General features: G+C 52.3%; 19 protein-coding genes. 7 read left to right on the top strand and 12 right to left on the bottom strand.

The features are described from left to right. Window positions 1–21: 21 nt before the first annotated feature. On the bottom strand, window positions 22–738 hold the full coding sequence (locus D3A97_RS05135; protein WP_119077332.1) for an ABC transporter ATP-binding protein: 717 nt from the start codon (window positions 736–738) through the stop codon (window positions 22–24). Then, window positions 731–2,086 (bottom strand): mercuric reductase, encoded by a 1,356-nt coding sequence (locus D3A97_RS05130; protein ID WP_119078436.1) that lies wholly within the window; start codon window positions 2,084–2,086, stop codon window positions 731–733. The genes D3A97_RS05135 and D3A97_RS05130 overlap by 8 nt, the downstream gene beginning before the upstream one ends. 80 nt (window positions 2,087–2,166) lie before the next feature. On the opposite strand from D3A97_RS05130, the gene D3A97_RS05125 reads away from it, so the two are divergent. Then, complete coding sequence (locus D3A97_RS05125) at window positions 2,167–4,161, top strand: family 10 glycosylhydrolase (protein ID WP_119077331.1); 1,995 nt, start codon at window positions 2,167–2,169, stop codon at window positions 4,159–4,161. On the opposite strand, the gene D3A97_RS05120 is transcribed toward D3A97_RS05125, so the two are convergent. After that, window positions 4,130–6,640, bottom strand: a complete 2,511-nt coding sequence (locus D3A97_RS05120; RefSeq protein WP_119077330.1) for a cation-translocating P-type ATPase — start codon at window positions 6,638–6,640, stop codon at window positions 4,130–4,132. The genes D3A97_RS05125 and D3A97_RS05120 overlap by 32 nt on opposite strands. 171 nt (window positions 6,641–6,811) lie before the next feature. On the opposite strand from D3A97_RS05120, the gene D3A97_RS05115 reads away from it, so the two are divergent. Continuing rightward, window positions 6,812–8,107: an MFS transporter gene (locus D3A97_RS05115; RefSeq protein WP_198673869.1), complete on the top strand. Its 1,296-nt coding sequence runs from the start codon at window positions 6,812–6,814 to the stop codon at window positions 8,105–8,107. Between the two features lies 1 nt (window position 8,108). Here D3A97_RS05115 and D3A97_RS25015 read toward each other — a convergent pair whose 3' ends face one another. Next, window positions 8,109–8,270 (bottom strand): hypothetical protein, encoded by a 162-nt coding sequence (locus D3A97_RS25015; RefSeq protein ID WP_198673868.1) that lies wholly within the window; start codon window positions 8,268–8,270, stop codon window positions 8,109–8,111. A 119-nt stretch (window positions 8,271–8,389) separates the two neighbouring features. Between D3A97_RS25015 and D3A97_RS05110 the strand changes: the two genes are divergently transcribed. After that, window positions 8,390–8,665, top strand: a complete 276-nt coding sequence (locus D3A97_RS05110; protein WP_119078434.1) for a hypothetical protein — start codon at window positions 8,390–8,392, stop codon at window positions 8,663–8,665. On the opposite strand, the gene D3A97_RS05105 is transcribed toward D3A97_RS05110, so the two are convergent. Both D3A97_RS05105 and D3A97_RS05100 read right to left on the bottom strand, forming a co-directional pair. Beyond that, the gene (locus D3A97_RS05105; RefSeq protein WP_119077327.1) at window positions 8,625–9,185 is read right to left on the bottom strand and encodes a 2'-5' RNA ligase family protein; all 561 of its coding nucleotides are present in this window, start codon (window positions 9,183–9,185) and stop codon (window positions 8,625–8,627) included. The genes D3A97_RS05110 and D3A97_RS05105 overlap by 41 nt on opposite strands. Before the next feature lie 3 nt (window positions 9,186–9,188). Continuing rightward, window positions 9,189–9,608 carry a VOC family protein gene (locus D3A97_RS05100; protein WP_119078433.1) on the bottom strand — a complete coding sequence of 140 codons (420 nt, stop codon included), beginning with the start codon at window positions 9,606–9,608 and terminating at the stop codon, window positions 9,189–9,191. Window positions 9,609–9,748: 140 nt separating this feature from the next. On the opposite strand from D3A97_RS05100, the gene D3A97_RS05095 reads away from it, so the two are divergent. After that, entirely contained in the window at window positions 9,749–11,626 is a 1,878-nt protein-coding gene (locus tag D3A97_RS05095; protein WP_119078432.1) for a heparinase II/III domain-containing protein, read from the top strand. 69 nt (window positions 11,627–11,695) lie between these two features. Here D3A97_RS05095 and D3A97_RS05090 read toward each other — a convergent pair whose 3' ends face one another. Further along, window positions 11,696–12,202, bottom strand: coding sequence for a VOC family protein (locus D3A97_RS05090; RefSeq protein ID WP_119077325.1), 507 nt, complete (start codon window positions 12,200–12,202; stop codon window positions 11,696–11,698). 182 nt (window positions 12,203–12,384) lie between these two features. Here D3A97_RS05090 and poxB point away from each other — a divergent pair, with 182 nt between their 5' ends. Next, a complete protein-coding gene (poxB, locus tag D3A97_RS05080; RefSeq protein ID WP_119077320.1) occupies window positions 12,385–14,109 on the top strand; it encodes a ubiquinone-dependent pyruvate dehydrogenase in 1,725 nt (574 codons plus the stop codon). A gap of 21 nt (window positions 14,110–14,130) precedes the next feature. Here the strand turns inward: poxB and D3A97_RS05075 are convergent, their stop codons facing one another. The 5 genes from D3A97_RS05075 to D3A97_RS05055 form a co-directional block, all read right to left on the bottom strand. Continuing rightward, a complete protein-coding gene (locus tag D3A97_RS05075; RefSeq protein ID WP_119077318.1) occupies window positions 14,131–14,835 on the bottom strand; it encodes a hypothetical protein in 705 nt (234 codons plus the stop codon). Next, window positions 14,832–17,420 carry an ATP-binding protein gene (locus D3A97_RS05070; protein ID WP_119077315.1) on the bottom strand — a complete coding sequence of 863 codons (2,589 nt, stop codon included), beginning with the start codon at window positions 17,418–17,420 and terminating at the stop codon, window positions 14,832–14,834. The genes D3A97_RS05075 and D3A97_RS05070 overlap by 4 nt, the downstream gene beginning before the upstream one ends. Next, the gene (locus tag D3A97_RS05065) at window positions 17,417–19,042 is read right to left on the bottom strand and encodes a hypothetical protein (protein ID WP_157986361.1); all 1,626 of its coding nucleotides are present in this window, start codon (window positions 19,040–19,042) and stop codon (window positions 17,417–17,419) included. Before D3A97_RS05065 ends, D3A97_RS05070 begins: the two co-directional genes overlap by 4 nt. Window positions 19,043–19,119: 77 nt before the next feature. Then, window positions 19,120–20,574: an Hsp70 family protein gene (locus D3A97_RS05060; protein WP_119077311.1), complete on the bottom strand. Its 1,455-nt coding sequence runs from the start codon at window positions 20,572–20,574 to the stop codon at window positions 19,120–19,122. Between the two features lie 141 nt (window positions 20,575–20,715). After that, complete coding sequence (locus D3A97_RS05055) at window positions 20,716–21,483, bottom strand: SDR family NAD(P)-dependent oxidoreductase (protein WP_119077308.1); 768 nt, start codon at window positions 21,481–21,483, stop codon at window positions 20,716–20,718. Between the two features lie 212 nt (window positions 21,484–21,695). Between D3A97_RS05055 and D3A97_RS05050 the strand changes: the two genes are divergently transcribed. Next, window positions 21,696–22,664 (top strand): hypothetical protein, encoded by a 969-nt coding sequence (locus tag D3A97_RS05050; RefSeq protein ID WP_119077306.1) that lies wholly within the window; start codon window positions 21,696–21,698, stop codon window positions 22,662–22,664. A gap of 10 nt (window positions 22,665–22,674) precedes the next feature. Next, window positions 22,675–23,307, top strand: coding sequence for a hypothetical protein (locus tag D3A97_RS05045; protein WP_157986360.1), 633 nt, complete (start codon window positions 22,675–22,677; stop codon window positions 23,305–23,307). Window positions 23,308–23,354 lie beyond the last annotated feature (47 nt).

Genomic DNA, 23,354 nt, shown 5'->3' with positions numbered 1-23,354 from the left:
AAGTGTTCATCATAAATCGGTTCATAATTTCAGGAATGCGCGCACAAATTCATTGGCCGGCCGTTGCTGCAGTTCTTCCGGTGTTCCCATCTGAACAATGCGCCCTTTGTCCATCAGGCACACCCGCGTGGCCAGGGCAAATGCTTCCTGCACATCGTGGGTAACCATGATGATGGTCTTTTTCCTGAATTCTTCCAGCTCGCTGAACTCCTGGCGTATCCTGTTGCGGGTAATAGGGTCAAGGGCGCCGAAGGGCTCGTCCATCAGCAGCACCGGCGGGTCTGCCGCCAGCGCCCGGGCCAGGCCTACTCGTTGCTGCTGCCCGCCGCTCAGCTGGTGCGGGTACATGTGCGCATGCTCCTGCCAGGTGAGGCCCAATTTCTGCATGAGGGCGGCGGCGCGGGCCCGTACATCTTCCTTTTTCCAGTGTTGCAGGCGCGGTACCACCGCTATGTTTTCCGCCACGGTGTAGTGGGGGAACAGGCCGGTATGCTGCAGTACATAACCCATGCCGCGCCGCAGCCGGGCAGGCGGTATGGTAGCCGTGTCTGTACCGTTGAGCAATACGGTGCCCTCGTCCGGATCCAGCAGGCGGTTGATCATTTTCAGCGTGGTGGTTTTGCCGCAGCCGCTGGTACCCAGCAGAATGAGGTTTTCGCCTTCCGCTACTGTAAAAGATATTTGTTGTACGGCGTGTACATTGCCGAATGTTTTACCAAGGTTGCGTACTTCAATCATCGTCCAGTGTCATAAATAAATTATTCAGCGATTCTGAAAATAACGGGTGCGCAAATATGGCGTTGCGCAGTTGTTTGTAGCCGATATTCCCCATCATGGCCATTTGCAGCACGGTCATGATTTCCCCGCCACTGACGGAGAGTACGGCTGCACCCAATACCTGGCCGTTTTGGGCGTCTACTACGGCTTTGATGAGGCCGCGGGTTTCGCCCGTTTCTATAGCGCGGGCTACTTTAGACAGTGGCAGCCTGGCAATTTTTATGGCCAGGCCCTTTTCACGTGCTTCCTGTTCTGTAATGCCAATACGGCCCAGCTCGGGGTCTGTGAACATACAATAGGGCACGGGCCTGTCTTTAATGGAAATATTTTTTTTGTTCAGGATGTTTTCTGCTACTACAATATAGTCATTATAGGAGATATGCGTGAACGCCGGTCCCTTTTTAACATCGCCCAGCGCATAGATGCCGGGCACGCTGGTCTCAAGGTATTCGTTCACCGGTATAAACCCCTGTTCATCCGGCGTGATGCCGGTTTTTTCCAGCTGTAGCGCTTCGGTGGCGGGCGCCCTGCCGGTGGCTATCAGCCAGTGGGAGGCTTCCAGCCGTTGGCCGTTCTGCAGGGTGAGCCGTACGTGGCCGTTGCCTGCTGCGGCTGCCCGTTCCACGCTGGCATGGGTGATGATCCGGATGCCGTCTTCTTCCAGCACCTGGTGAACGGCGGCGGCCACGTCTTCGTCTTCCCGGCCAAGAATGCGGCTCCCGCGCTCTATGATGGTAACCTGGCTGCCGAAGCGGCGGTACATCTGTCCCAGCTCCATGGCAATGTAGCCGCTGCCGAGCACCACAAGGTGCTCCGGTACTTTCTGCAGGTCCAGCATACCGGCGGAGGTGCAATAAGGCACTTCATGAATACCCGGAATGGGCGGAATAACCGGCCTGGCGCCGGTGTTGATGAAAATATGTTCCGCGGTATACCGGCCGTTGACGGTTTTGGTACCGGTAAAAACGCCCTGCTCCCGTACTACTTCCAGGTTGGCCGTTTTCTCAAGGCTTTTTTCAAGGCTGCCGCGAAAGGAGGCTACGATCTCATTTTTTCGTTTAACCACGGCGGTCAGGTCAATGGCCCCGGTCTCTACAGGTATGCCGAACCGGGATGCCCTGGAGGCTATGTATTGCATGCGGGCAGCGGCAATCATGGTTTTGGTGGGCGTGCAGCCGGTGTTGATGCAGGTGCCGCCGATGTGTGTTGCTTCCAGCAGCAGCGTGTGACGGCCGGCGGCGGCCAGTTTTTTGGCCAGCGGGTTGGCGGCCTGGCCGGAACCGATAATGATGGTGTCATATTGTTTCATGGGCGGCAGGTTTATAAAGTTTTCATCAGCGCAGTCTGTTGCCATGTTTTATTCATGAAAACAGATGCTTAATTTTAGACATGCAAAAGTTCTGTTACGTTGCCATGATTTTGCTGGCATGCGCCTGCATGCCAGCAAAAAAGACCACCAAAATCGCCTCGCATCCTAAAGCTACCGCAGAGTTCAGGGCGGCATGGGTGGCCACGGTGGCCAACATCAACTGGCCTTCCAGGCCGGGCCTCACCACTGCGCAGCAGCAGGAAGAGGCTATCAGGCTGCTGAACTTCCTGGCTGACCACAATTTCAATGCCGTTATTTTCCAGGTGCGGCCGCAGGCGGATGCACTGTACCAGAGCAGCCTTGAACCCTGGTCTTATTACCTCACCGGCCGTCAGGGACAGGCGCCGGCGCCTTTTTATGACCCGCTGGCCTTCTGGGTGGAAGAGGCGCACAAGCGAGGGCTTGAATTGCACGTTTGGCTCAACCCTTACCGCGCGCATCACGTGGCGGGCGGAGAAGTAACAGACAGCTCTGTAGTGAAAAAAATGCCCTCACTTGTAGTGCATCTCAAAGAAGGGTACTGGTGGTTTGACCCGGCCAAAAAAGGCACACAAGACCATGCGGCCGCGGTGGTGCATGACATTGTAAGCCGGTACGATATAGACGGCGTACACTTTGATGATTATTTCTATCCTTATCCCTCCTACAATGGCGGGGAAGACTTCCCTGACAAAGACAGCTGGGCCGCCTATCAGCAATCCGGCGGCAAACTTTCCCGGGCAGACTGGCGCCGCCATGCCGTCAATATTTTTATTAAAAGACTGTATAAAGAGATCAAGGCTACCAAAAAACATGTGAAGTTCGGCCTGAGCCCCTTCGGCGTATGGCGCCCCGGTTACCCATCCTCCACCGTAGGCGGGTTTGACCAGTATGCAGATCTGTATGCGGACGCGCGCCTCTGGTTAAACAAAGGCTGGATAGATTATTTCTCTCCGCAGCTCTACTGGCCTATTAACCGCATTCCGGTGAGCTTTCCGGTTTTGCTGGGCTGGTGGCAGCGGGAGAATACGCAGCAGCGGCATCTCTGGCCTGGCATCAGTGTGGGGCGCGATACAGGCCGCCTGAGCCAGCAGGAGACCATGAGCCAGATCATGATCACGCGGGGTATAATGCCTGATGACATGGGCGTGATCCACTGGCATGTTTCTTCCGTGGCCAATAATCCGAACATGGCGCAGGCCTTGCTGAACGGGCCTTACCAGCAAGGAGCACTGGTGCCGCCCAGCCCATGGCTGAACAATACATTGCCCGCGGCGCCCGCTGTAAGTATGGAGGAGCAGGCAGACTCCGTTCGCATCAGTTGGGAGCATCCGGACGCTGAACCTGTGTTCAGGTGGGTGGTGTATTATAAATATGGCTCCCGGTGGGCCTACACTATTTATCCAAAAGATACCCGCGCTATTGCGATACCTGCAAAGTCAGGGCCGTACAAGCTGGCTGCCGCGGCGGTTACGGCCGTAGGCCGCACCGGTAACGAAAGCCCTTTTGCGGCAAAGCTTCTGGAAGTGGCTATTGTGCCACGTTCAGGCTGGAACGCCAACACACCCGGGCCATACCGCTCACAGCAACCGGTGAGGATCACCATTCACCACGAAGGCACCCGGTTTGACAGCACGCAAGATGCGCCGAAACATATCAGGAACGTGCAGGTTTGGGGCATGGGCAAAGACAGGAACTGGGCAGACATTCCCTATCACTTCCTGATTGCGCCTGACGGTACCATCTACGAAGGCCGCAACGTATTCACCGCCGGCGAAACCGCTACTGAATATGATCCCCAGGGCCACCTGCTCATTACCTGCATGGGCAATTTTGAAGAGCAGGCCGTAGACCCGCGGCAGCTGGATGCGCTGGTACGGCTCACGGCATATGCCTGCCGCAAGTATAATATACCTTACAGCACCATTGCTTCTCACAAAGACCATTCAACGCAAACCGTTTGCCCCGGGAAGAATCTATACCAGTACATCCGGAGCGGGTATATTACAGAACAGGTGAAGAGTTTGGTGGAATAGTTCGGCCCCGGTTTCGCTTTATCCACTTCCATCCTTCCATCCATACCACGGAAAGTATACCGGCGCCAATGGCCAGCATCAACGGGCGGAACATAGGTGGGTGGAATTTGAAGAACGCTGCAAACGGCGGAACGTACACGATGGCCACTGTCAGCAATACAGACAGCAGCAACACAAACCGCAGCAGGCGGTTGTTGTAGCGCACGGTGTACAGCATGGAGTAATAGAAAGAGCGGTTTACCAGGGTTAGTATTACATTGGCGCTCATGAGCGTGATGAAAACCAAGGTACGGGTAAGATCTTCCGGGTAACCATTGTACACGGCGTACTGGTAAATACCAAGAGTGCCCAGCGTGATCATCAGCCCCTGCAGTATGCTGGTATTAAGCTCCCGCCAGTTGAGGAATGTGAGGGTGGCGGGCCGTGGCGGCTGCAGCATGGTATTTTTCTCTATCGGCTCATTTTCATATACAATAGAACAGGTAGGGCCCATGATCAGCTCCAGGAAGATGACATGCACGGGCGTAAAAATATTCGGGTATACCCAGCCCAGCAACAGGGGCAGGGTAACGGTGAGAATAATGGGGATGTGAATGGAGAGGATGTACTGGATGGCCTTTTTGAGATTGCTGTATATTTTACGGCCCATGGCTACGGCGTCTACCATTTTGGAAAGGTCATCGTCTGTCAGCACCAGAGACGCTGCTCTTTTAGCTATTTCCGTTCCCTTGTGGCCCATAGCAATGCCGATGTGCGCTGCTTTCAGCGCAGGCCCGTCGTTCACCCCGTCTCCCGTCATGGCCACTATCTGCCGGTCTGCTTTCAGGGCGTTGATGATGCGGAGCTTGGCGGTAGGGAACATGCGGGTGAAAATATTGACTTCCTTGACAGCACTGCCCAGCGCCGCCTCTTTCATGCCGGCAATCTCATCTCCCGTAAGGGCCTGGCTGCCGCCTTTGAAACCGGCCTGCTGTGCAATAGATACCGTGGTGGGCGTATTGTCTCCCGTAATGATCTTGACCGCTATGCCGGCTTTGTAAAAACTGTTGAATACCTCATGAATGTTGTGTTTGGGAGGATCGTAGAATGCCACGAGGCCTGTAAATGAAAAAGGCAGTGCCTGTTGCTCCGCCGGGTAGGCCGTGCCTTCAAGCGTGCTGCGTGCCACGCCCAGCACGCGGTATCCTTTGCCCGCCAGGGCGTTTACCTGTGCTCGTACAGCCGCTGCTTCCTGCTCCGGCAAATGGCAGCAGGCCAATATGGCCTCGGGAGCGCCTTTGGCGGCAATGATGCGCTGTCCGGCCGCGTTGGCAAATACATGCGTCATCATGGGCGGTTTGCCGCCAAGCGGGTATTCATGCACCATATGGAAAGCAGGCCGCTCATCTGCCGGCGCTGTAGCCGTGTAAGCCGCATGCAGCGCAATTTCCATAGGGTCGAAAGGTTGTGTTTCACTGGCCCACATGGCTGTGGAAAGCACTGATTGTGCCGCAGCGGGGCCCCAATTGCCGTCATTGTACACCTGCCCGCTGCCATGTGCGTACAGCGCCGCCAGTTCCATCCGGTTCTCGGTAATGGTGCCCGTTTTATCTGTACAGATCACGCTGGCGCTGCCCAGCGTTTCTACTGTTTGCGTCTGTTTTACGATGATGCCCATTTGCATCAGCCGCCAGGCGCCCAGCGCCATGAAGGTGGTGAAGGCTACGGGTATTTCTTCCGGAAGAATGGACATAGCCAGGGTGAGGCCTTTCAGCAGGCTCTCCAGCACATTGCCGGAATGATAAAAATTGATGCCCCATACCAGCAGGAACACACCCGCTCCTACAATGGCCATTTTGGTGACAAAGCTGCTGATCTGCTTTTGCAGGGGAGATTTTTCCACCCTGATCTCTTCCAGGGAGCGGCCTATCTTGCCCAGCTCCGTTTGGCTGCCCACGGCCGTTACCTCGCACCAGGCCATGCCGCTGATCACGGCGGTGCCCTGGAAGAGCAGGTCCCCTTCGCTTTTTCTCACGGCAAATGCTTCGCCGGTAAGAATGGATTCGTTGACAGACAGATCGTTGGCCCGCAGTACGCGCCCGTCTGCCGGTACCTGTCCTCCTTCTTCCACTATCATTACATCTCCTTTTACAATGTCCGCGCCGGGTACTTCTTTTTCAACACCGTTGCGCACCACCCGCGCCGTGGGTTTGTTCAGCGCCTTTAGCGCTTCCAGCGCGTTGCGGCTGCGGGAGTCCTGGTAGATGGAGATGGCAGACACCAGCACAATGGCGGCAATCATAAAAATACCTTCGCTGGTCTCGCCTAATATGAAATAGATAATGCCCGCGGCCACCAGCAATAGGAACATAGGCTCCGTAACGGTTTCCCGGATGGCAGATACCAGGCTGTTCTCTTCCTTTGACCGCAGTTCGTTAGTGCCGCTCATCAGGCGGGATTCAATTACCTGTTCGTCTGTAAGCCCCGGCGGAATTTGCATGATGTATGGTTTGGATGTTCTTAAAGATAATCAATCAGCATCTCTTGCGGGGCAATGCCCGGCATAAATTTATCCTGTCGCAAAAAGCCCGCATATTGTCAGGTATGGCCATGTTGCGGCCCGCCGTTTAGCTGTAAGTTGCAAATGAAAATCTGCGTAAATTCGAATACAATGCCTGGCTATATGCGTGCTTTTTATTTTGTACTGGTCAACTCACTTGTTGCGTCTGTTACCAACACTTTTGTATGGTTTGCCATCACCTTCTGGGTGTACCTGCAAACAAAATCTGTGCTGGCCACTTCTTTCATGGCGGGCATTTACATTGGTACCGTTGCCTTGTCTGGCTTTATGCTGGGCTCGGTGGTAGACCGCTACCGGAAAAAGAAGGCCATGATGATCTCCAGTATTTGTTCCCTGGTGCTTTATTCACTGGCCGGGCTGGTGTACGTGTTATCTCCTGCCGAGGAATTTACCCACGCCGGCAGCCCGGTGTTATGGATGTTTATCGTATTCACCCTTTTTGGTGCGCTGGCGGGTAACATCCGCAACATTGCGCTGCCTACCATGGTCACCATCCTGCTGCCGGAGCCGGAGCGGGACAAGGCCAACGGCCTCATTGGCAGCGCCAACGGCACGGCCTTCCTGGTGGCGTCCATCCTGAGCGGCATGGCGGTAGGCTTCCTGGGCATGTACTGGACGTTGGCCGCCTCCGTCGGGCTTACGTTGCTCACCATCGGCCACCTGTGGGCACTGGCTATTCCTGAAGAGGACATTGTACATACAGAAGAAAGCGGCAGCGGCAAGGTAGATGTAAAAGGCACCATCAAAGCCATCCGGCTGATACCGGGCCTGTTTGCGCTGATCTTTTTCAACACCTTCAACAACTTCCTGGGAGGGGTGTTCATGGCATTGATGGATGCCTACGGCCTGTCTCTGGTATCTGTTCAGGTGTGGGGCATACTGTGGGGCGTGCTGAGCCTGGGCTTCATAGTGGGTGGGCTGGTGGTGGCCCGCAAAGGACTGGGAAAACACCCCATCCGCACCCTGTTCATTGCCAACATGGTTATGTGGACCATCTGTATCTTTTTCACTATCCAGTCTTCCATTGTGCTGCTTGGCATGGGGCTGTTCATTTACCTGTGCCTCATTCCGGTGGTAGAAGCTGCGGAGCAATCCATTATACAGCGTGTAATACCCCCTGAGCGCCAGGGCCGGGTGTTCGGCTTTGCGCAAAGCATTGAGCAGGCCGCATCGCCGTTAACGGCTTTTATGATCGGGCCGGTGGCGCAGTTCATCTTCATCCCCTTCATGACCACGGGCGCGGGAGTAGACCTGCTGGGCCACTGGTTCGGAACGGGCAGTGACAGGGGTATTGCGCTGTTATTTACCGTAACGGGCATGATAGGGCTGGTGGTGACCATGGTGGCCATGCGGTCCCATTCGTACAAGCTGCTGGCGAAAATATAGTTCAGGCCTTCAGGTTCCTCTTTTTGATCTCTTCCCTGATCTTTTCCGGCATCTGGCGGCAGCCGCAATGACGTGCATGTTCAATATGCCAGGCCACCCGTTGCTCCAGCGTGGCGCGGGCAGGCATCCGGTGGGCCTGGTGCCATTCCTTGTTTGTTTTCATGATAGCCATGTTTTCATAAAATTAGCAAGAATGTCGCATAACCCCCCTCTATTGTCGTGTTCTGCCATGTAAAAAACAGGCGGGGCGTAGTAAGTTTGCAGTGCTTAATGCTGATGTTTATGGTAGAAGTATTCAAAACAAATGTGAACAGTGCCTGCTATGCCCACATCCTCATTTACCGGATACGGCAAAGGTTTACAGAGTACATCGTGAATTTTGACCTGGAAGACTGCGACCGTATTTTACGGGTGAAAAGCACTACCGGCACAATACACCCGCTGCCGCTGATCGCTTTCCTGCAACAACATGGCTGTACGGCGGAAGTGCTGCCGGACGAGTGCCCTGTTCCGCATGTTATGCAGGCGGCCGGTTTTGTAGGGGCACTTCATGGATGAGGTTATATCTTTCTCCCGCCCATTTCAGGATGGTTATACGGTCACACACAAAGGCGTACCGGTATGCAAAGGCGGCAGGGTCTATCTGCCGGAACTTGCCGGCGGGAAGCGCCCTGGCAATGGTCAGGTGCGGGGTGATGTTGGCGTTGCGGGAGGCCCTGAATACCCGGTTGAGCAGGACAAACAGGATCTGCACGGGCTCAGGGCGTTCTATTCTCAGGTACAGGGTACCCGTTTTCCCATGCGTAAAGCTGTCAGCCCCGTTGATCTCGATATCAAAGCAGCACATATTGGCCACCGCGCGGGTGGCCGTTGTAATTACAAAAGCATCATCATCTGCCGCATTAACACGGCATAGGGAAATGTGGGCCAGGGATTTCAGGTTCATATCGTCCAGTCCCACGGCTTCGTGCAGTTGTTGCTTGAACCCCGCCACCGCTTTTTTGACAGCGGCGGGCGGTGAGATCAGGATAGCATACCTCACCACCGCGCGGTCTTCTTCAAACATACTGAGCTGCATAGGTTATGCGCCTTCTTTCAGATCGTGATTCAACATCCAGGCTACGCCGTACCGGTCTATCAGCATACCCCAAAGCGGACCCCAGGCCTGTTTTCCAAGCGGCTCTACTACTTGCCCGCCCTGGGAAAGGTTGGCAAAATAAGTATTGATCTCTTCCGCCGTATCGCACTGGAGGGCAAGAGACATGGTGGTTCCTTGTATAAAGCCGGCCGGCCCCAGCATATCCGTACCCATCAGCACCATATTTCCCTTCATGAGCTGGGAATGCATGATCTGTTGCTCTTCTCCCGCCGGACAACGGGCCTCAACGGGCATACCGCCCACAGATTGCAGGGTCAGTTCTCCGCCCAGGGCGTCCTGGTAAAACTTCATGGCTTCATGACAATTGCCATTGAACGTGATATAAGCATTGATCGTAGACATATCTTTTTTCTTTTTCAAACAAAACTAAGGAATGCGGTACGGGTATACGGTTGGTAGATACGACAATTTCCGGGGCAATTTGCGCCAAAAAAATAAATAGAAACTTGTATATTGTTTACCTGAAAAAAAAATTCCTCGTCATGATCAAGAAACTATGCGGCAGCGCACTGGTGTGCCTGCTCACCTGTCTACTGGCCCACGCACAGCACGATTCTGTGGGCCCTTCCGTAAAAATGCCCGGCCATCCCCGTATCCTGTGGCTGCAGGGCGAAGAAAAGAACGTCAAACAAACCCTGCATGGAGACGCTATCTGGCAAAAGGTGCACAATAGCATACTGGCCGAATGCGATGCCCTGCAAAGCGTGCCCGCCCTGGAAAGGAAAGTAATAGGCCGCCGGTTGCTGGGCGTATCCCGCGAGTGCCTGCGGCGGGTCTTTTTCCTGTCTTACGCCTGGCGCATGACCGGCAACAAGCAGTACATGCAGCGGGCGGAGAAGGAACTGCTGGCGGTGAGCCGGTTCAGTGACTGGAACCCGTCTCACTTCCTGGACGTAGCGGAAATGACCATGGCGGTGGCCATTGGGTATGACTGGCTCCACAACGCGTTGCCGGCCGCGTCGAAAAACATTATCCGTGAGGCCATTCTCAAAAAGGGGATCGCCCCTTCCCTGGAGCCCCGCAACAGCGGCTGGCTGCGCGTATCCAACAACTGGAACCAGGTGTGCAACGCCGGCATGCTGTATGGCGCGCTGGCCATTTATGAGAGCGAGCCGGAACTGGCCCTGCAGATCATTAACCGCGGCATCCGCAGTATTGACCTGCCCATGGAAGATTATCACCCTGACGGTGCTTATCCGGAAGGTTATGGCTACTGGGGGTACGGCACCAGCTTCAACGTACTTTTTATCAGCGCGGTAGAGAAACTGTTCGGCAAAGACTTCGGGCTTGTCAGCAAACCCGGTTTTCTGCAAACGGCTGATTACCTGGAGCATGTTACCGGCGCCTGGGGTGATTCCTTTAACTATTCTGACGCTGGCGGTGGCGGCGGCGTACAACCCGCCATGTTCTGGTTTGCTGCCCGGCGCAAGCAGCCCTCCCTGCTATGGGTAGAACGCAGCCGCCTTGAATCGGAAAAGTCTACCAGGCACGTCAGAAACAGGCTGCTGCCTGCCCTGATGCTTTGGGGCAACGGCATTTCCATGAAGAGTGTAGCGCCTCCCGCCGCTACCTTCTGGACAGGTAACGGCAAATCTCCCGTGGCGCTGATGCGCACATCCTGGACAGACAGCTTGGCCATTTACGTGGGCCTGAAAGCAGGCTCTCCTGCTGTAAACCACGCGCACATGGACGTGGGCTCTTTTATTATGGAAGCGGACGGCGTGCGCTGGGGAATGGACTTTGGTATGCAGGACTATAACTCACTTGAACAAAAAGGCGTTAAAATATGGGACAAAGGCCAGTATGCCCAACGTTGGCAGGTGTTCCGCTACAATAATTTTGCGCATAGCACCCTCACCATCAACGATTCGCTGCAGCGTGTGAAAGGCAATGCGCCCATCACCCGCTATTCTGACAAACCGGCGTTCATGCATGCTATTTGCGATCTGAGCGGCGTGTATGACGGGCAATTGCAGAAGGCTACCCGCGGTATTGCCGTAGTGAATAAGGAGTATGTAGTGGTGCGGGATGAAGTGGAAGCGCCCGCCAAAGCCACCAAACTGCGGTGGACGTTGCTCACCCCTGCCAACGTGAAAATAACCGGCAGCAAAACGGCAGAGCTGACCAAAAACGGGAAGAAGCTGCTTTTAAAGGTAGACGCGCCGCTCAATGTGCAAATGAAAACATGGACTACCACTCCTCCCCATGACTACGATGCGCCCAACCCCGGTACGGTACTCACCGGCTTTGAGGTGGACCTGCCGCCGGGCTACAAGGGAAGTTTTACCGTGGTGCTGGCACCCGGAGGGGATCAGAACAAAACGTACGATCTGCCGGGAGCACTGGCCAACTGGCCGTAACATAGTGCGGACATCCGGAAAGTTTTTAAAGACCGGGGCAGGCGGTTCATAACGTCTGCCCCGGTCGTTTTATTTCCCGAATGCTTTTTCCAGTTCCGCAATATCCAGCTTTTTCATCTGGAACACCGCGGCGCTGACCTGCTGTACTTTGGCGGCATCGGGGTCGTCCATCATATCCGCCAATACAGTGGGCACCACCTGCCAGCTCACGCCGAACTTGTCTTTCAGCCAGCCGCACATCTGCGCTTTAGGATCGCCGCCTTCGGTCAGTTTGTTCCAGTAATAGTCTACTTCTTCCTGTGTATCGCAATTGATCACAAATGAAATAGCTTCATTGAACTTGAAATGAGGCCCGCCGTTCAGCGCAATAAATTCCTGCCCGTCCAGTATAAATTCGATTGTCAGCACGGCGCCTTCCGGCATGCCATGGAACTCGAAACCTTCCTTGCCATAGTAGGTGACCCGCCCTTTCCTTGCATTCCTGAAAACGCCCAGGTAAAAGTCTACGGCTGCTTCCGCATTCTTGTCAAACCAAAGATTGGCGCTGATTTTCTGATTGGATAGTCGCTTTGTCATGATACGCTTTTTTGGGTGTTGAACGATGTGTTTGTTTTGCTGGTACAAAAATAGGACAGGCCTTTTACAGGGGAGCGGTGCAAATCTGACTTTTTAGCGGGCTGATTGCGACAAGGGTAGCCCAGGTCCGGCAAATACCAAACAATATCCGCGTCCTGCTGTTTGTAAAATAAAACTTCCATATGGCACGTACAGTAGCTTCCATGCTTGTAAACATGCTGGCAGAAGCCGGGGTCAGGCGCATACATGGCGTAGTGGGCGATTCGCTCAATGGTATTGTGGACGAGATACGCCGTGGCGGCAAAATAGAATGGGTGCAATACCGGCATGAAGAGGCCGCCGCTTTTGCCGCCGGCGCAGAAGCGCAGCTGACGGGCCGGCTGGCCGTTTGCGCAGGCAGTTGCGGGCCTGGCAACCTGCACCTCATTAACGGCCTGTACGATTGCCACCGCAGCATGGCCCCGGTGCTCGCCATTGCCGCTCACATCCCGAGCAACGAGATCGGCACCGGGTATTTCCAGGAAACGCACCCGGAATTGCTTTTCAGGGAGTGCAGCCACTATTGCGAGATCATTTCCTCTGCCCGGCAAATGCCGCGTCTGGTGCAGGTGGCGGTGCAAAATGCCGTAGGCCTCAAAGGTGTGGCAGTGCTGGGCATTTCCGGGGATGTGGCCATGCAGGATGTGGAAGCGGAAGGCTGGCCGTTGCTGTTGCCGCATGAACCGGTGATACGCCCGTCAGACGCAGCCCTTGCCACCCTGGCGCAATGGATCAACGGCTGCAGCAAAATAACCCTGCTCTGCGGCAGCGGCTGTGCCGGTGCGCATCACGAACTAATGGCCCTGGCTGGCACCGTTCAGGCGCCTGTTGTACATAGCCTCCGCGGTAAAGAACATGTGGAATACGACAACCCTTTTGATGTAGGTATGACGGGCCTGATAGGTTTTGCCTCCGGTTACCACGCCATGGAAGAAAGCGAGCTGCTGCTGATGCTGGGCACGGATTTCCCTTATAACGACTGGTACCCCGCAAACGCCAAAATAGTTCAGCTGGACGTGCGGGCAGACCGCCTGGGCCGCCGTTGCCGGGTAGACCTCGGCCTGGTGGGGCAAGTAAAACACACCCTCGCCGCCCTGCTGCCACTACTGCAACAGAAAACAGATGCCGCCCACCTGGAGCAATGCCTCAGCCGGTACCGCAAAAGCCGGAAAAGCCTTGACGCGCATGCGCTCGGCACTGCCGGCCAGCAACCCATCCACCCGGAATACCTCACCCGCATCATTAGCGAAACCTCCGCCCCGGATGCCATCTTCACCGTAGACGTAGGCGCCCCCACCGTATGGGCCGCCCGCTACCTGACCATGACGGCGGAAAGGAGGCTGCTGGGCTCTTTCAACCACGGCTCCATGGCCTGCGCCATGCCCCTGGCCATTGGTGCGCAAATAGCGTATCCGCAGCGGCAGGTGATCTCCCTTTCCGGAGATGGCGGTTTTGCCATGCTGATGGGAGACCTGCTCACCATTTTACAGTACAAACTGCCGGTAAAAATAGTAGTGTACAACAATGGCTCCCTGGGCTTTGTGGCCATGGAAATGAAAGTAGCCGGCCTGCCGCCGTTTGGCACGGATCTTCAGAATCCTGACTTTGCACGTATGGCGGAAGCCATGGGTATGTTAGGCATTCGCGTGGAGCTGCCGGAAGAAATACAACCGGCTATGGAAAAGGCGCTGGCGCATAACGGCCCCGTGCTGGTGGATGTGTTGGTCAACCCGTCGGAACTTTCCATGCCGCCGAAAATTGAATTGTCTCAGGCAAAGGGCTTTGGCGTGTATATGCTCAAGCAGATACTGAACGGGGATGGCGCGGAGGTGTGGCAGACTATCAGCAGTAATTTTTTGAAGAAATGACATCTTCATACCGCACGAAGTTTATCTGAACTTCGGTTTGGGTGCGCCGGGTTTATCGGGCCCTTTCTTATTGGTGCTGTCACCCAGCATATCTTTCTTATTAATGTTGAACGCCTCCTTAACGTCTTGCTTGGTGGGGTTGCCGGGTTTGTTCTCTTTGAATTTATCCAATCGCGTTTCTTTTTTTGGGAGATTGGCAGGTTTCATGTCAAGCAATCTCTTTTTGTTGAGGTCATTAGAGCTGGTTGTGGTCCCCTTTTCCAGTTTTTTGATAATAGTATCCTTTTTTTTGTTGTCGGATTTTGCATCACTCAGTTTTTTCTGTATGGCGTCTGCTTTTTTAGTAATGTCGTTCGCGTTTTGCCTGATCAGGGCGGCTTTATCTTTTGCAGTACTCATGGTTTTATTGTTTTGATTGTCTATGCTCTTTTTTTTGCGCGGTATTTCCTTCCCCTGCATGTATGCTTCGCTCATGCCTTCCAGGAGATCTTTAGGCATGGTATGGGCCGGCTTGGCTGCCGGTTCGCCACTCTTTTTCACCCACTTGGGCATTTCGGGTGCCTTTCGCTCTTGCAAGAGCAACTGATTCGTTTTTGCCAGTTCTTCCAGTTGCGCCATATAGGCTTGCCGTTGGCCGTGAAGATCTGTCAATCCAAGAGCAAGGTGCATGAATGTTCCTCCTATGGCTCCTGCTTTATCCTTCAGTGTTTTATCTTTTTTAGTCATATGAACCTGTTCATTTTAACAAAAACCGGTTTGTCCAATTGCTCTTCAAAAATGACAGCTTCCCCGGTTTTTAGATTGTTAACATAATTTTTCTGCTGTTCGTTCATGTTCATTGCCTCACCCAGATAATGCCGGTCATCTTTGGAGGTAATGCGATGCATGATCTTTAGATTAGTATTTTTGATCACATCTGAAACCAGTTTGGTAGGTATCTGCTCAACGATAAAAATCCCCTCTCCCTTTGCCCTGATTTCCGCAAGCATGTCAATGAACAGGCTGATGGATTTGGATTTGCTGTCCATGGCAGACACGCCATCTTCACCGCCGCTGACAGTAGACATATTGCCACTGCTCAGCAGGCGATGCGCCTCCTCAATAATGGTGATGTGTATATGTTTGCAAGGATCAAAGCCGTCTTTCTCCGCCATTTCAATGCTTTTCATAGATGGCATTGTCTGCCGGTATTCAAACAGATAGGTAAGCAAAAATGCCATTATCAGGGCCTTCTCATCATTATCCGGCAGGGCTTCCAGTTCTATGATCACAGATTGAGTAAGCAGGGTGTTGATAGCATTATCTATTGTACAGGGCTGACCTTCTGCATCCAGCCACAGCTCAGGCAGAAAGGCATTGCCCAACACGCCCTTTGATAGCTTTTCCGCCCGGCGTTTCAGGTAGCTGCCCATGTTGGCCCTGTCTTCGTCCGTGAACATCTCGGCATCTTCCAGGTGGAGATCAACAGCGGCTTTCAGCCAACCCAGGCTCATCAGCCGGTGCTGGTTCTTTTCTTCTTCGGAAAGCGTTTCAGACGCCCGGTCATGAAGGTAAACCGGTGAACGTTCCGCATCAAAAAGTGGCCTTTCATTAAAGTCAAACAATTCCAGGTAAAGCCGGGTCAGGCATTCTTCCAATATCATCGGCATAACACCGTGCATTGGAAATGCGGCCGTGAAGCAACCTTTAATATAGGAGATATGTTGCATGCTGGATATGCCTGGTATGGGTATAAGCGGGTTGAACCGCAGGTACTCCGGGTTGCAGGAACCATCTTCCAGAAAAGGTCTTTTAAAATTGAAGCGCCGTAATTCTCCGGGCTTGAAATAGGGGCTTAGTTCATCGTAGTATTCTGATTTTACAGGCTCAATCAATAAAAAAGGGATGCCCTTTTTGGTCAGTTCTTTTACAAAGTTAAGAGTGGTGTTGGTTTTTCCTGAGCCTGTTGAACCTACTATGAGCCCATGTTTAGTGAGGTCCGTCACAGGCAGAGTATATTGCGGCGCTTTCTCATTATTGATTTCGGAGGGAGGGGCGGTAATAACCCGGCCTATTTCTATCTCTTCCGTTTTTCTGCTCCGGGGGTTCGGCTGAAAAAAAGGCCTTGGGGGCTTGGCTATCATGCCCGGAAGCCCGCCAATGTTGGCAACAGGGAGGCGAAATACGGCAGCGGCTTCTGCGGCGTCACACAAGTAGGGCAAACGGCGGATAAAGGAATGTAGCGTGTCGTCCAGGCCATCATAATGCTCATGGCCGCTGGCTGGGTAAAAATAATGATTGCATTCCTCCCAGTCTGCCTTTATTGTTGCATGGGCATATTCTTTGTTCAGGGCCAGGCATGTCAGTTGACCTGGAGAGCTGGTGTTGCCCGCTTCCATTTGTGCTGAAAGTGAATTGCCCACGGCCATGGCGGTTATTTCCGAACGGGCGGCTACCTGCAGTTTGAGTGAAAATAATTCAGGCGCCGTCACATATTTTGAAAAAGCTTTGAAACTGGCATCCAGCTCGGCAGATGTAATGTCTTTATAGGTAGACCTGAGCATCTTGAAATATTGCAGCGCCAGGTTCTTTTCATATTCAAACAAACTGCACAAGCCGAGCGAGATACGGACTTGCACCGTTTCATCAATGTTCTGCAGCATCCTGTACAGGCCGGCCAGGTTATACTGTTGTGATGGCAGGTAAGACGAAGAAGGCAAATAGAAACGCGATTTTTCATCCCAGTTCAAAAGCCCCGACGGCGCTACAATCATTTCATCCGCATTGTACCCGAGGCCGACCGGTATGAATTGTTGTTTTTTTCGTATTTCAACTACGCGTTGGTTACTCAGGAGCAGCAGCTCTTGTATTTCTTCCTGGCTTAATTCATATAGCGGGTAGTCTTCCGGCACCAGTTGCCGGAACTCTTCACGCAACCGTTTGCTATCATAGAACACGGAAGCATTGCGCAGTACTACCCGCAGCAATACATAACATTGCACCGTACGGGTAGCGGGATTATTCCGGATGCGTAAATCGAGAAAAGCGGTTGTTTCTTTTTTAGGCCGGAGGAACACGCTGGCTACCGTGTCAATAAAAGTCTTTTGTTTCAGGAGATGTTCCCGGTACTGGTCCTGCTGTTTTACGTCTGGTGTTGTCTGGAGTTCGGGCACCTGCTTCAATTCATAGGCAATCAACAGGTGTGTGGCACTTTCCGTGGCACAGGTAATGGGCTCCTCAAATCCGTCCTGCCGCCAGTTGAACAACGTGCAGGGAGTATAGGCAGATGTAAAGGCCATCACATTATTTGCAAATGAAGACAGATCTTTCATGCTTTGTGTGTAAATTCCAGCAGGGTGTCTTCTGCCAGTTTAATATAGGCTTCATGTGTACGTTCAGTTTTCTCGTTACTCATCTTGGCAAAGAAACGCTTGATAAAAGCGTCAGGGGGAATGGCGTTCTGGCTCAGATATGGAGTTGAAAGCGCTACTGCTTCGGAAAGTTGCTCAGGTGTAGGATTAGATTCAATAATTCCAAAAATGGCGTTGATAACGTCATGCGATGCTGCCGTTACTTTTTTCAGGGCATTTTCTGGCATTGTTTCGTTGGTATGATCCGCTACCCAGAACTGTTTAGGTTGTTGGGAGAACGTTTGCCCCAGCCCTCCAAGCAGGTCTATCATGTTTTTAAGACGGCCCGGTGATGCACCTGGCGTGGTGGCTATTCTTATAGCCGTATCTACAATGCTCTTTTGTGTATCTATGTTGCCCTGTGTGATCTGGTGCGCGGTACGTTTGCGGCTGTCTACAATTTCCTTTAGCATTTCATCCATATTGAATGCAGTTCTGGTAATCTCGAAACTGATCTTGAACATATTAGCCTTCCCTAAGAGTTTTTCAATATAGAGCGCTATTTCTTTTGCGATGCCCCCGCTTATGTCAGTAAAATTGCCGTAACCCGCCAATATGCGCTCAAAGTCGCGGTTCCGTTGATGGCCCTGGTTATGCAGGATGTTGGGATCTGTATCAAAGTACTTGTTCAGGCTTTCAAAAATAGCATTCCGGCTACCCTTTAGCAAGGCGCCTTTGTCAATTGCGAGGAAGAGAAGCTTTTTCAGTCCTTCCTGGCTATTGAAGTTCCGGTACAGTGCCTGGAGCTTTTCTGTAGAAGTTGTTTGCGGAAAATTGTCCATGAGCGCCTCTGCCCTGAACGAGTAAAATAGCTTGCCGATGATATCCTCGCTGATAATGTCTTCCCTGATCTGGTTGCTAAAGGTACGTTCATAGAACAGGTAGGTTTCTGTGTAGGATACGTTTATTTCACGCTTATTTTTAACAAGATACCATGTTTCCCGATCTTCCCTGTCCTGCACATATGCGCCCTGGTTATCACTGAGGCGAAGCCACATGGTTTTGTTGAGATTATCCAGGTTCCCGTCAAAACCGGGCAGTTTCTGTGGTTCGGGGTAGGTCACAAACCAGCCCAGCCCGCCGATAGTTACCAGCAGTATGAGCATGCTGAAGTCTATTCTGGGAACTAAGCCCTGCATGGTTCTCAACAGAATGTTATACAGCAGAAATACGCAGGCGCATCCAATAAAGACCTTGAATATGATAATGGCGGTTTTGGCTTGGGCACTCTGGGTATAAAAGAAGCCGGCTACCTTGTGTTGCCTGGCTATCCAGTTTCCGACATACTGCAGCACGCCGCTTTTAATGTATAAAATAAGCCCTGTTCCGGTTACAGCAAGATGTAGAAGAAAGGCGGCCCAGTCTGAATTGTTTGCAATAAACGGATTGTCTGCAATACGACCCATCAGGATATTGACAACAGAGCCCTGGCTATGCTGGGCCACGAACCAATAAGAAAATGTACAGAGATATATGAGCGCGCTGAGGGAAAGGAGAATGGAACTCACTTTCTTTGTTGCTGATGCCTGATGTGATTTGCTCATCTTAAATTGTTTATTTTAACAGTTTATATTCCTGCCCGGAAGGGTATCTGACGTGCATACAGGGGAAGCTGATCTCCCTAGCCATCATGCTCATTCACTGACTGGCTTTCAAGTGTGGTGGCCAGGCTGGAAATAGCGGGAAGTTCGTACCTGGCAGGCAACTCAGCGTGAACAGGCGAACTGGCGCTGTTCAGCAACTGCGCTGTACATTTTATTTTAAAGGTATTCGCTATATCAATCCTGACAGACACTTCTGATCTTATGTTTCTGTGGCTTTCTGGCAGAGCTAATACCACCGTACCCAATAGCTGGCAATCTGCCCCGCTGCAATCTCTGCTTTCCAGTATATGCACTTCTACAAATGCATCTGAAGTATCAAGAAGGAATTTTTCTTCCTTATACGTAGGTATTGTTGTCTTTTCCGCTATTATAGCACAGAAATGATCATTGGTTGTGATGATGCCGTAAGCATGGGACGTTGCAGCAAGGAGTACCGGATCGCGTACTTTCCCTCCTAATACCCCGGTATATCTGGCTCCTCCACTAACGGCCCCACCGGGTAGCATAGTAATTCTCCAGCCGGAGAATTTTTTTGAGAGAAAGTATTGTATAAAATTGCGGAACGCCGGTAGGCAATCCACGATCAATGCACGTTCAGGATTATATAGGTAAGGCGAAGGTTCTTTGATCGAATTAACCAGTCCCTGAAGAGGCTTGTCCAGGATGTTCAACATGTCGTTGAGGGTCAGTGCGACAGTCAAAATGGTATTTCCCCAAATATCCTGCACATGGATATGGTACGTACCGGTAAGATTAATCTTTTTTATTGCCTGGCTGCAGTTTATCCGTAATCTGGCCATATCTATATTATTATGACTACCTGTGAAGCGGCACCTGTTCAGGCAGTTGTTAATAAGATCATCTACCAGATGTGAGATGCTGAAGTGTTCAATGCCATATAAAAACTGACTTTCTATGACACCATCTCCAATTTCAAAAACACCCATTTCACTCCTGCCTTCGTCAACAAAAAGAGCGACGGTGTTGATAACATCTATGCAGCCATTTGTGTATTCATGGCCGATAGCCAGGGCTTCTGTTTGGGTGAAAATAGAATGCAGGTGAAGACCAGCTTCTTCTACCGCATGCAAAAGGTATTGTTTCTGAAAAGATGTAGCATTGCAGCCTGCACCTATCGCTACGCGATGTACGGGATATCCCAGAAACAGTTCTACTGATTCCTTGGCCCTTTGAAACAAAATCGTCAATGCTGTTGAGGTACTTATTTTTTCATCGTTGAACAACAATGTACGTTCACCGGCTGTCAGCATACGAAGAGAAGATAGGGTGCCGGCCCGGAGAGTAGTATGATCAGCACCATTTTGCCATACATCTTTGCCATAATAGGTTAACGAAAGAGGCAAGCCATAGCCCCCGTCCAGATCAGGGACCAAAACAGGTCCCTCATTACCATATATCGATATTGTAACTTCCCGCTCACTCAGCAATATGAAAAACATATCCACCTTCATGCAATCAAATAGAATGATTAAAAATAAGTACGGTGGCTTTTCAGAAGACGGGGTTAATGATGGCAAGCCCTTTGGTAAGGGTGTGCTACAATAATAAAAAAAAGATTTGATTTTCGTGTCGGAATTTTTGCAAATTTGATGCTACAGGAATATCCCACCTGATGCCTCGATCCGCTGGGCATTCACCCATTTGGCCGCATCACTGCAAAGGAAGGCTACCACGCAGCCAATGTCATCCGCCATGCCAACACGGCCTAGTGCGGTCTGAGAGGAAAGAAAGCTGTTCATTTCCCGGTTGTCCCGCACGGCGCCGCCGCCAAAATCAGTTTCAATAGGGCCGGGCGCCACAACGTTCACGCGGATACGCCTGCCGCCCAGTTCTTTGGCCTGGTAGCGGGAAAGGGTTTCTATGGCCCCTTTCATGGCTGCATACGCCGCAAAGCCGGGAATGCTGAACCGTGCCAGCCCGGAAGAAAGGTTGACGATGCCGCCGCCGTCTGCCAGCAATGGCAGCATTTTCTGTGTAAGAAAAAAGGTACCCTTAAGGTGAATGTTCATCAACGTGTCAAATTGTTCTTCCGTAGTGCTTGCAAAGGGCACATGAATGCCGATGCCAGCGTTGTTGACCAGGTAATCTATCTTTTCCGCCTGCAATTGTTCTTTCAGCACGGTGTTTACCTGTTCAACGAACGTGTTGAACGTTCCGGTGGCCGCTACATTCAGTTGCAGCGCGGCTGCCTTGCGGCCTGTTTTTTCAATGGCGGCCAGAACGGTTTGCGCTTCCTCTGCCTGGCTGTTATATGTGAATATCACGTTTGTTCCCTGCTGTGCCAACGCCAGGGCCATATCTTTACCGAGGCCGCGGCTGCCGCCGGTTACCAGCGCTACTTTAACGGTGTTGTTGTTCATGAAGAATGTATTTAAATGTATGATGCAAAGGTCGTTTGCGATGAGTTCCCGCAGTGGCCGGTATCACACTATTATTGGTATAAATCGAAGAATGGCGATTATATTTACTGGCGTGGCCGCTTATGGAAGCCAGGTAATGACCTCCCCTGAAGTATATACGAAAGATGCAGTACGCCCGGCCAACTGACAGAACAGTTGCTTATCTTAGTTATATGAAAGGCTTTTGGAAATATTTCTGGATCATCTACGCCCTCTTCTTTGCCATTCCTTTCCCTATGATCATCTATTACAATACCGGTTACCGGCTGGATGATACGGGGAGTAACCCCTGGCTGGCCCTGTTTTACCTGCTGCTATCCGTAGTGGCCTGGGCGCTGGTGCTCTGGAGCTTTTTCCGCGGTTTTATCCTGGGCCCGGTAAAGGCCAAACAGGATGTTGCCTACCTGCTGCGCGAAGGGGCCCGTAAAGAAGCCGTGATTGTACGGTCGGAACAAAAAGGCCCGCTGGTACGAGGCTTTCATACCTATACCCTTACCCTGGCATTCCGCAATTTTGCGGGAGAGGAAATAAAAGAGCAACTGGCCGTGGTAGACAGCCGCCCGGAAGAGCGGCGGTTCGAAGAAGGGGAAAGGGTAACGCTGCGCATAGATGAACGCCTGAAAACCAATCCCTTGCTGGTGCTGGACGATGCCAGGGCCGAGTTGCGCCCGGGCGTGCTGTTCCTGCTGATGCTGGCATGGCTGGCCATTGCGGCTGCCGTGGTATGGTATTACATGTACGCTTACGGGGTGCAGCATAACGGCAAAGGCTGGCGGTTCCTGGTGTTTTACCACCCGCTGGTGCTGTGCCCCCTTATCCTGCTGTTCACCCGTTTTGGCATTGGCAGGCTGCTGGGCATGTTGACCGGCATCCCTCAAAATGCGCAGCAACTGAAATATTACGGCCGGCGTACATCCGCAACCGTGCTTTCCGCCTCACAAACAGGCACTTACATCAATAACCAGCCGCAGGTACGCTTTGAGCTGCAGTATACGGACCGCCTGGGGCAATCTCATACGGCCACACTAAAAAAGGTGGTACCTTTAATTAATATGGGAATTACACAAATGCCCCGGCTTCCCGTTTTTTACCTGGAAGAAAAGCCCGGGCAGGTAGCCCTGGCCAGCGATCCGGACAGTTAAAAGAGAGTTTATGAAGAAACCAGCATTGTTGATACTGGCCGCTACCGGCAGCCTTTTCATGACCGCTTCCTGTACTCAGTTCACCAATACTATCAGGGACACCTTTAACCCGCAAGAAGGCCCGGCCGCAGATGCTGAAGGGACATTTATTCCCAAGCGCCCCCGCCGTACCAAAGATTTTCTGAAAGACGCTGGCCGCCTCGGTGCCGCGCAGCAGGCGTTGCGTGCATTACCGGCCTTTGCCGGCAAAACCATCTACCTCTGCCAGCATGCCCATTTTTATGACGATGGCCGCATTATGGCCAGGCTGCAGCACCCTGAAAACCCGGAATACGTGGATGAGTACGATTATGAAGGCGGTAAATGGGCCGGTCCCAAGCCGGTGCAGCTCTCCGTAAGGGATAATATTACCCTGCACCGCGTGCCCCTGGATTCCGTGCAGTTTGCCGCTATAGCTACCATTTACCGCAATTATACCCAAAAAGCAGACAGCGTGCAAGGTACCATGCCGTTTACCCACGCGTACATCATTATCCGCAACGGCAATTTTGAATGGTACCCTCAAACCATCAGTGGCAGCCGGGAAATCTACCATATCAGTTTCCGTCACAACGGTAGTATAGACCTGTTTTACCGTAAATAGGGCCGGGTATGTGCCAAAAACGCTTAACTTTGCGCAAAAATTATCGT

The organism is Chitinophaga alhagiae (assembly GCF_003568665.1).
Taxonomy (GTDB): Bacteria; Bacteroidota; Bacteroidia; order Chitinophagales; family Chitinophagaceae; genus Chitinophaga; species Chitinophaga alhagiae.
This window is presented reverse-complemented; position numbering and strand designations above follow the sequence as displayed.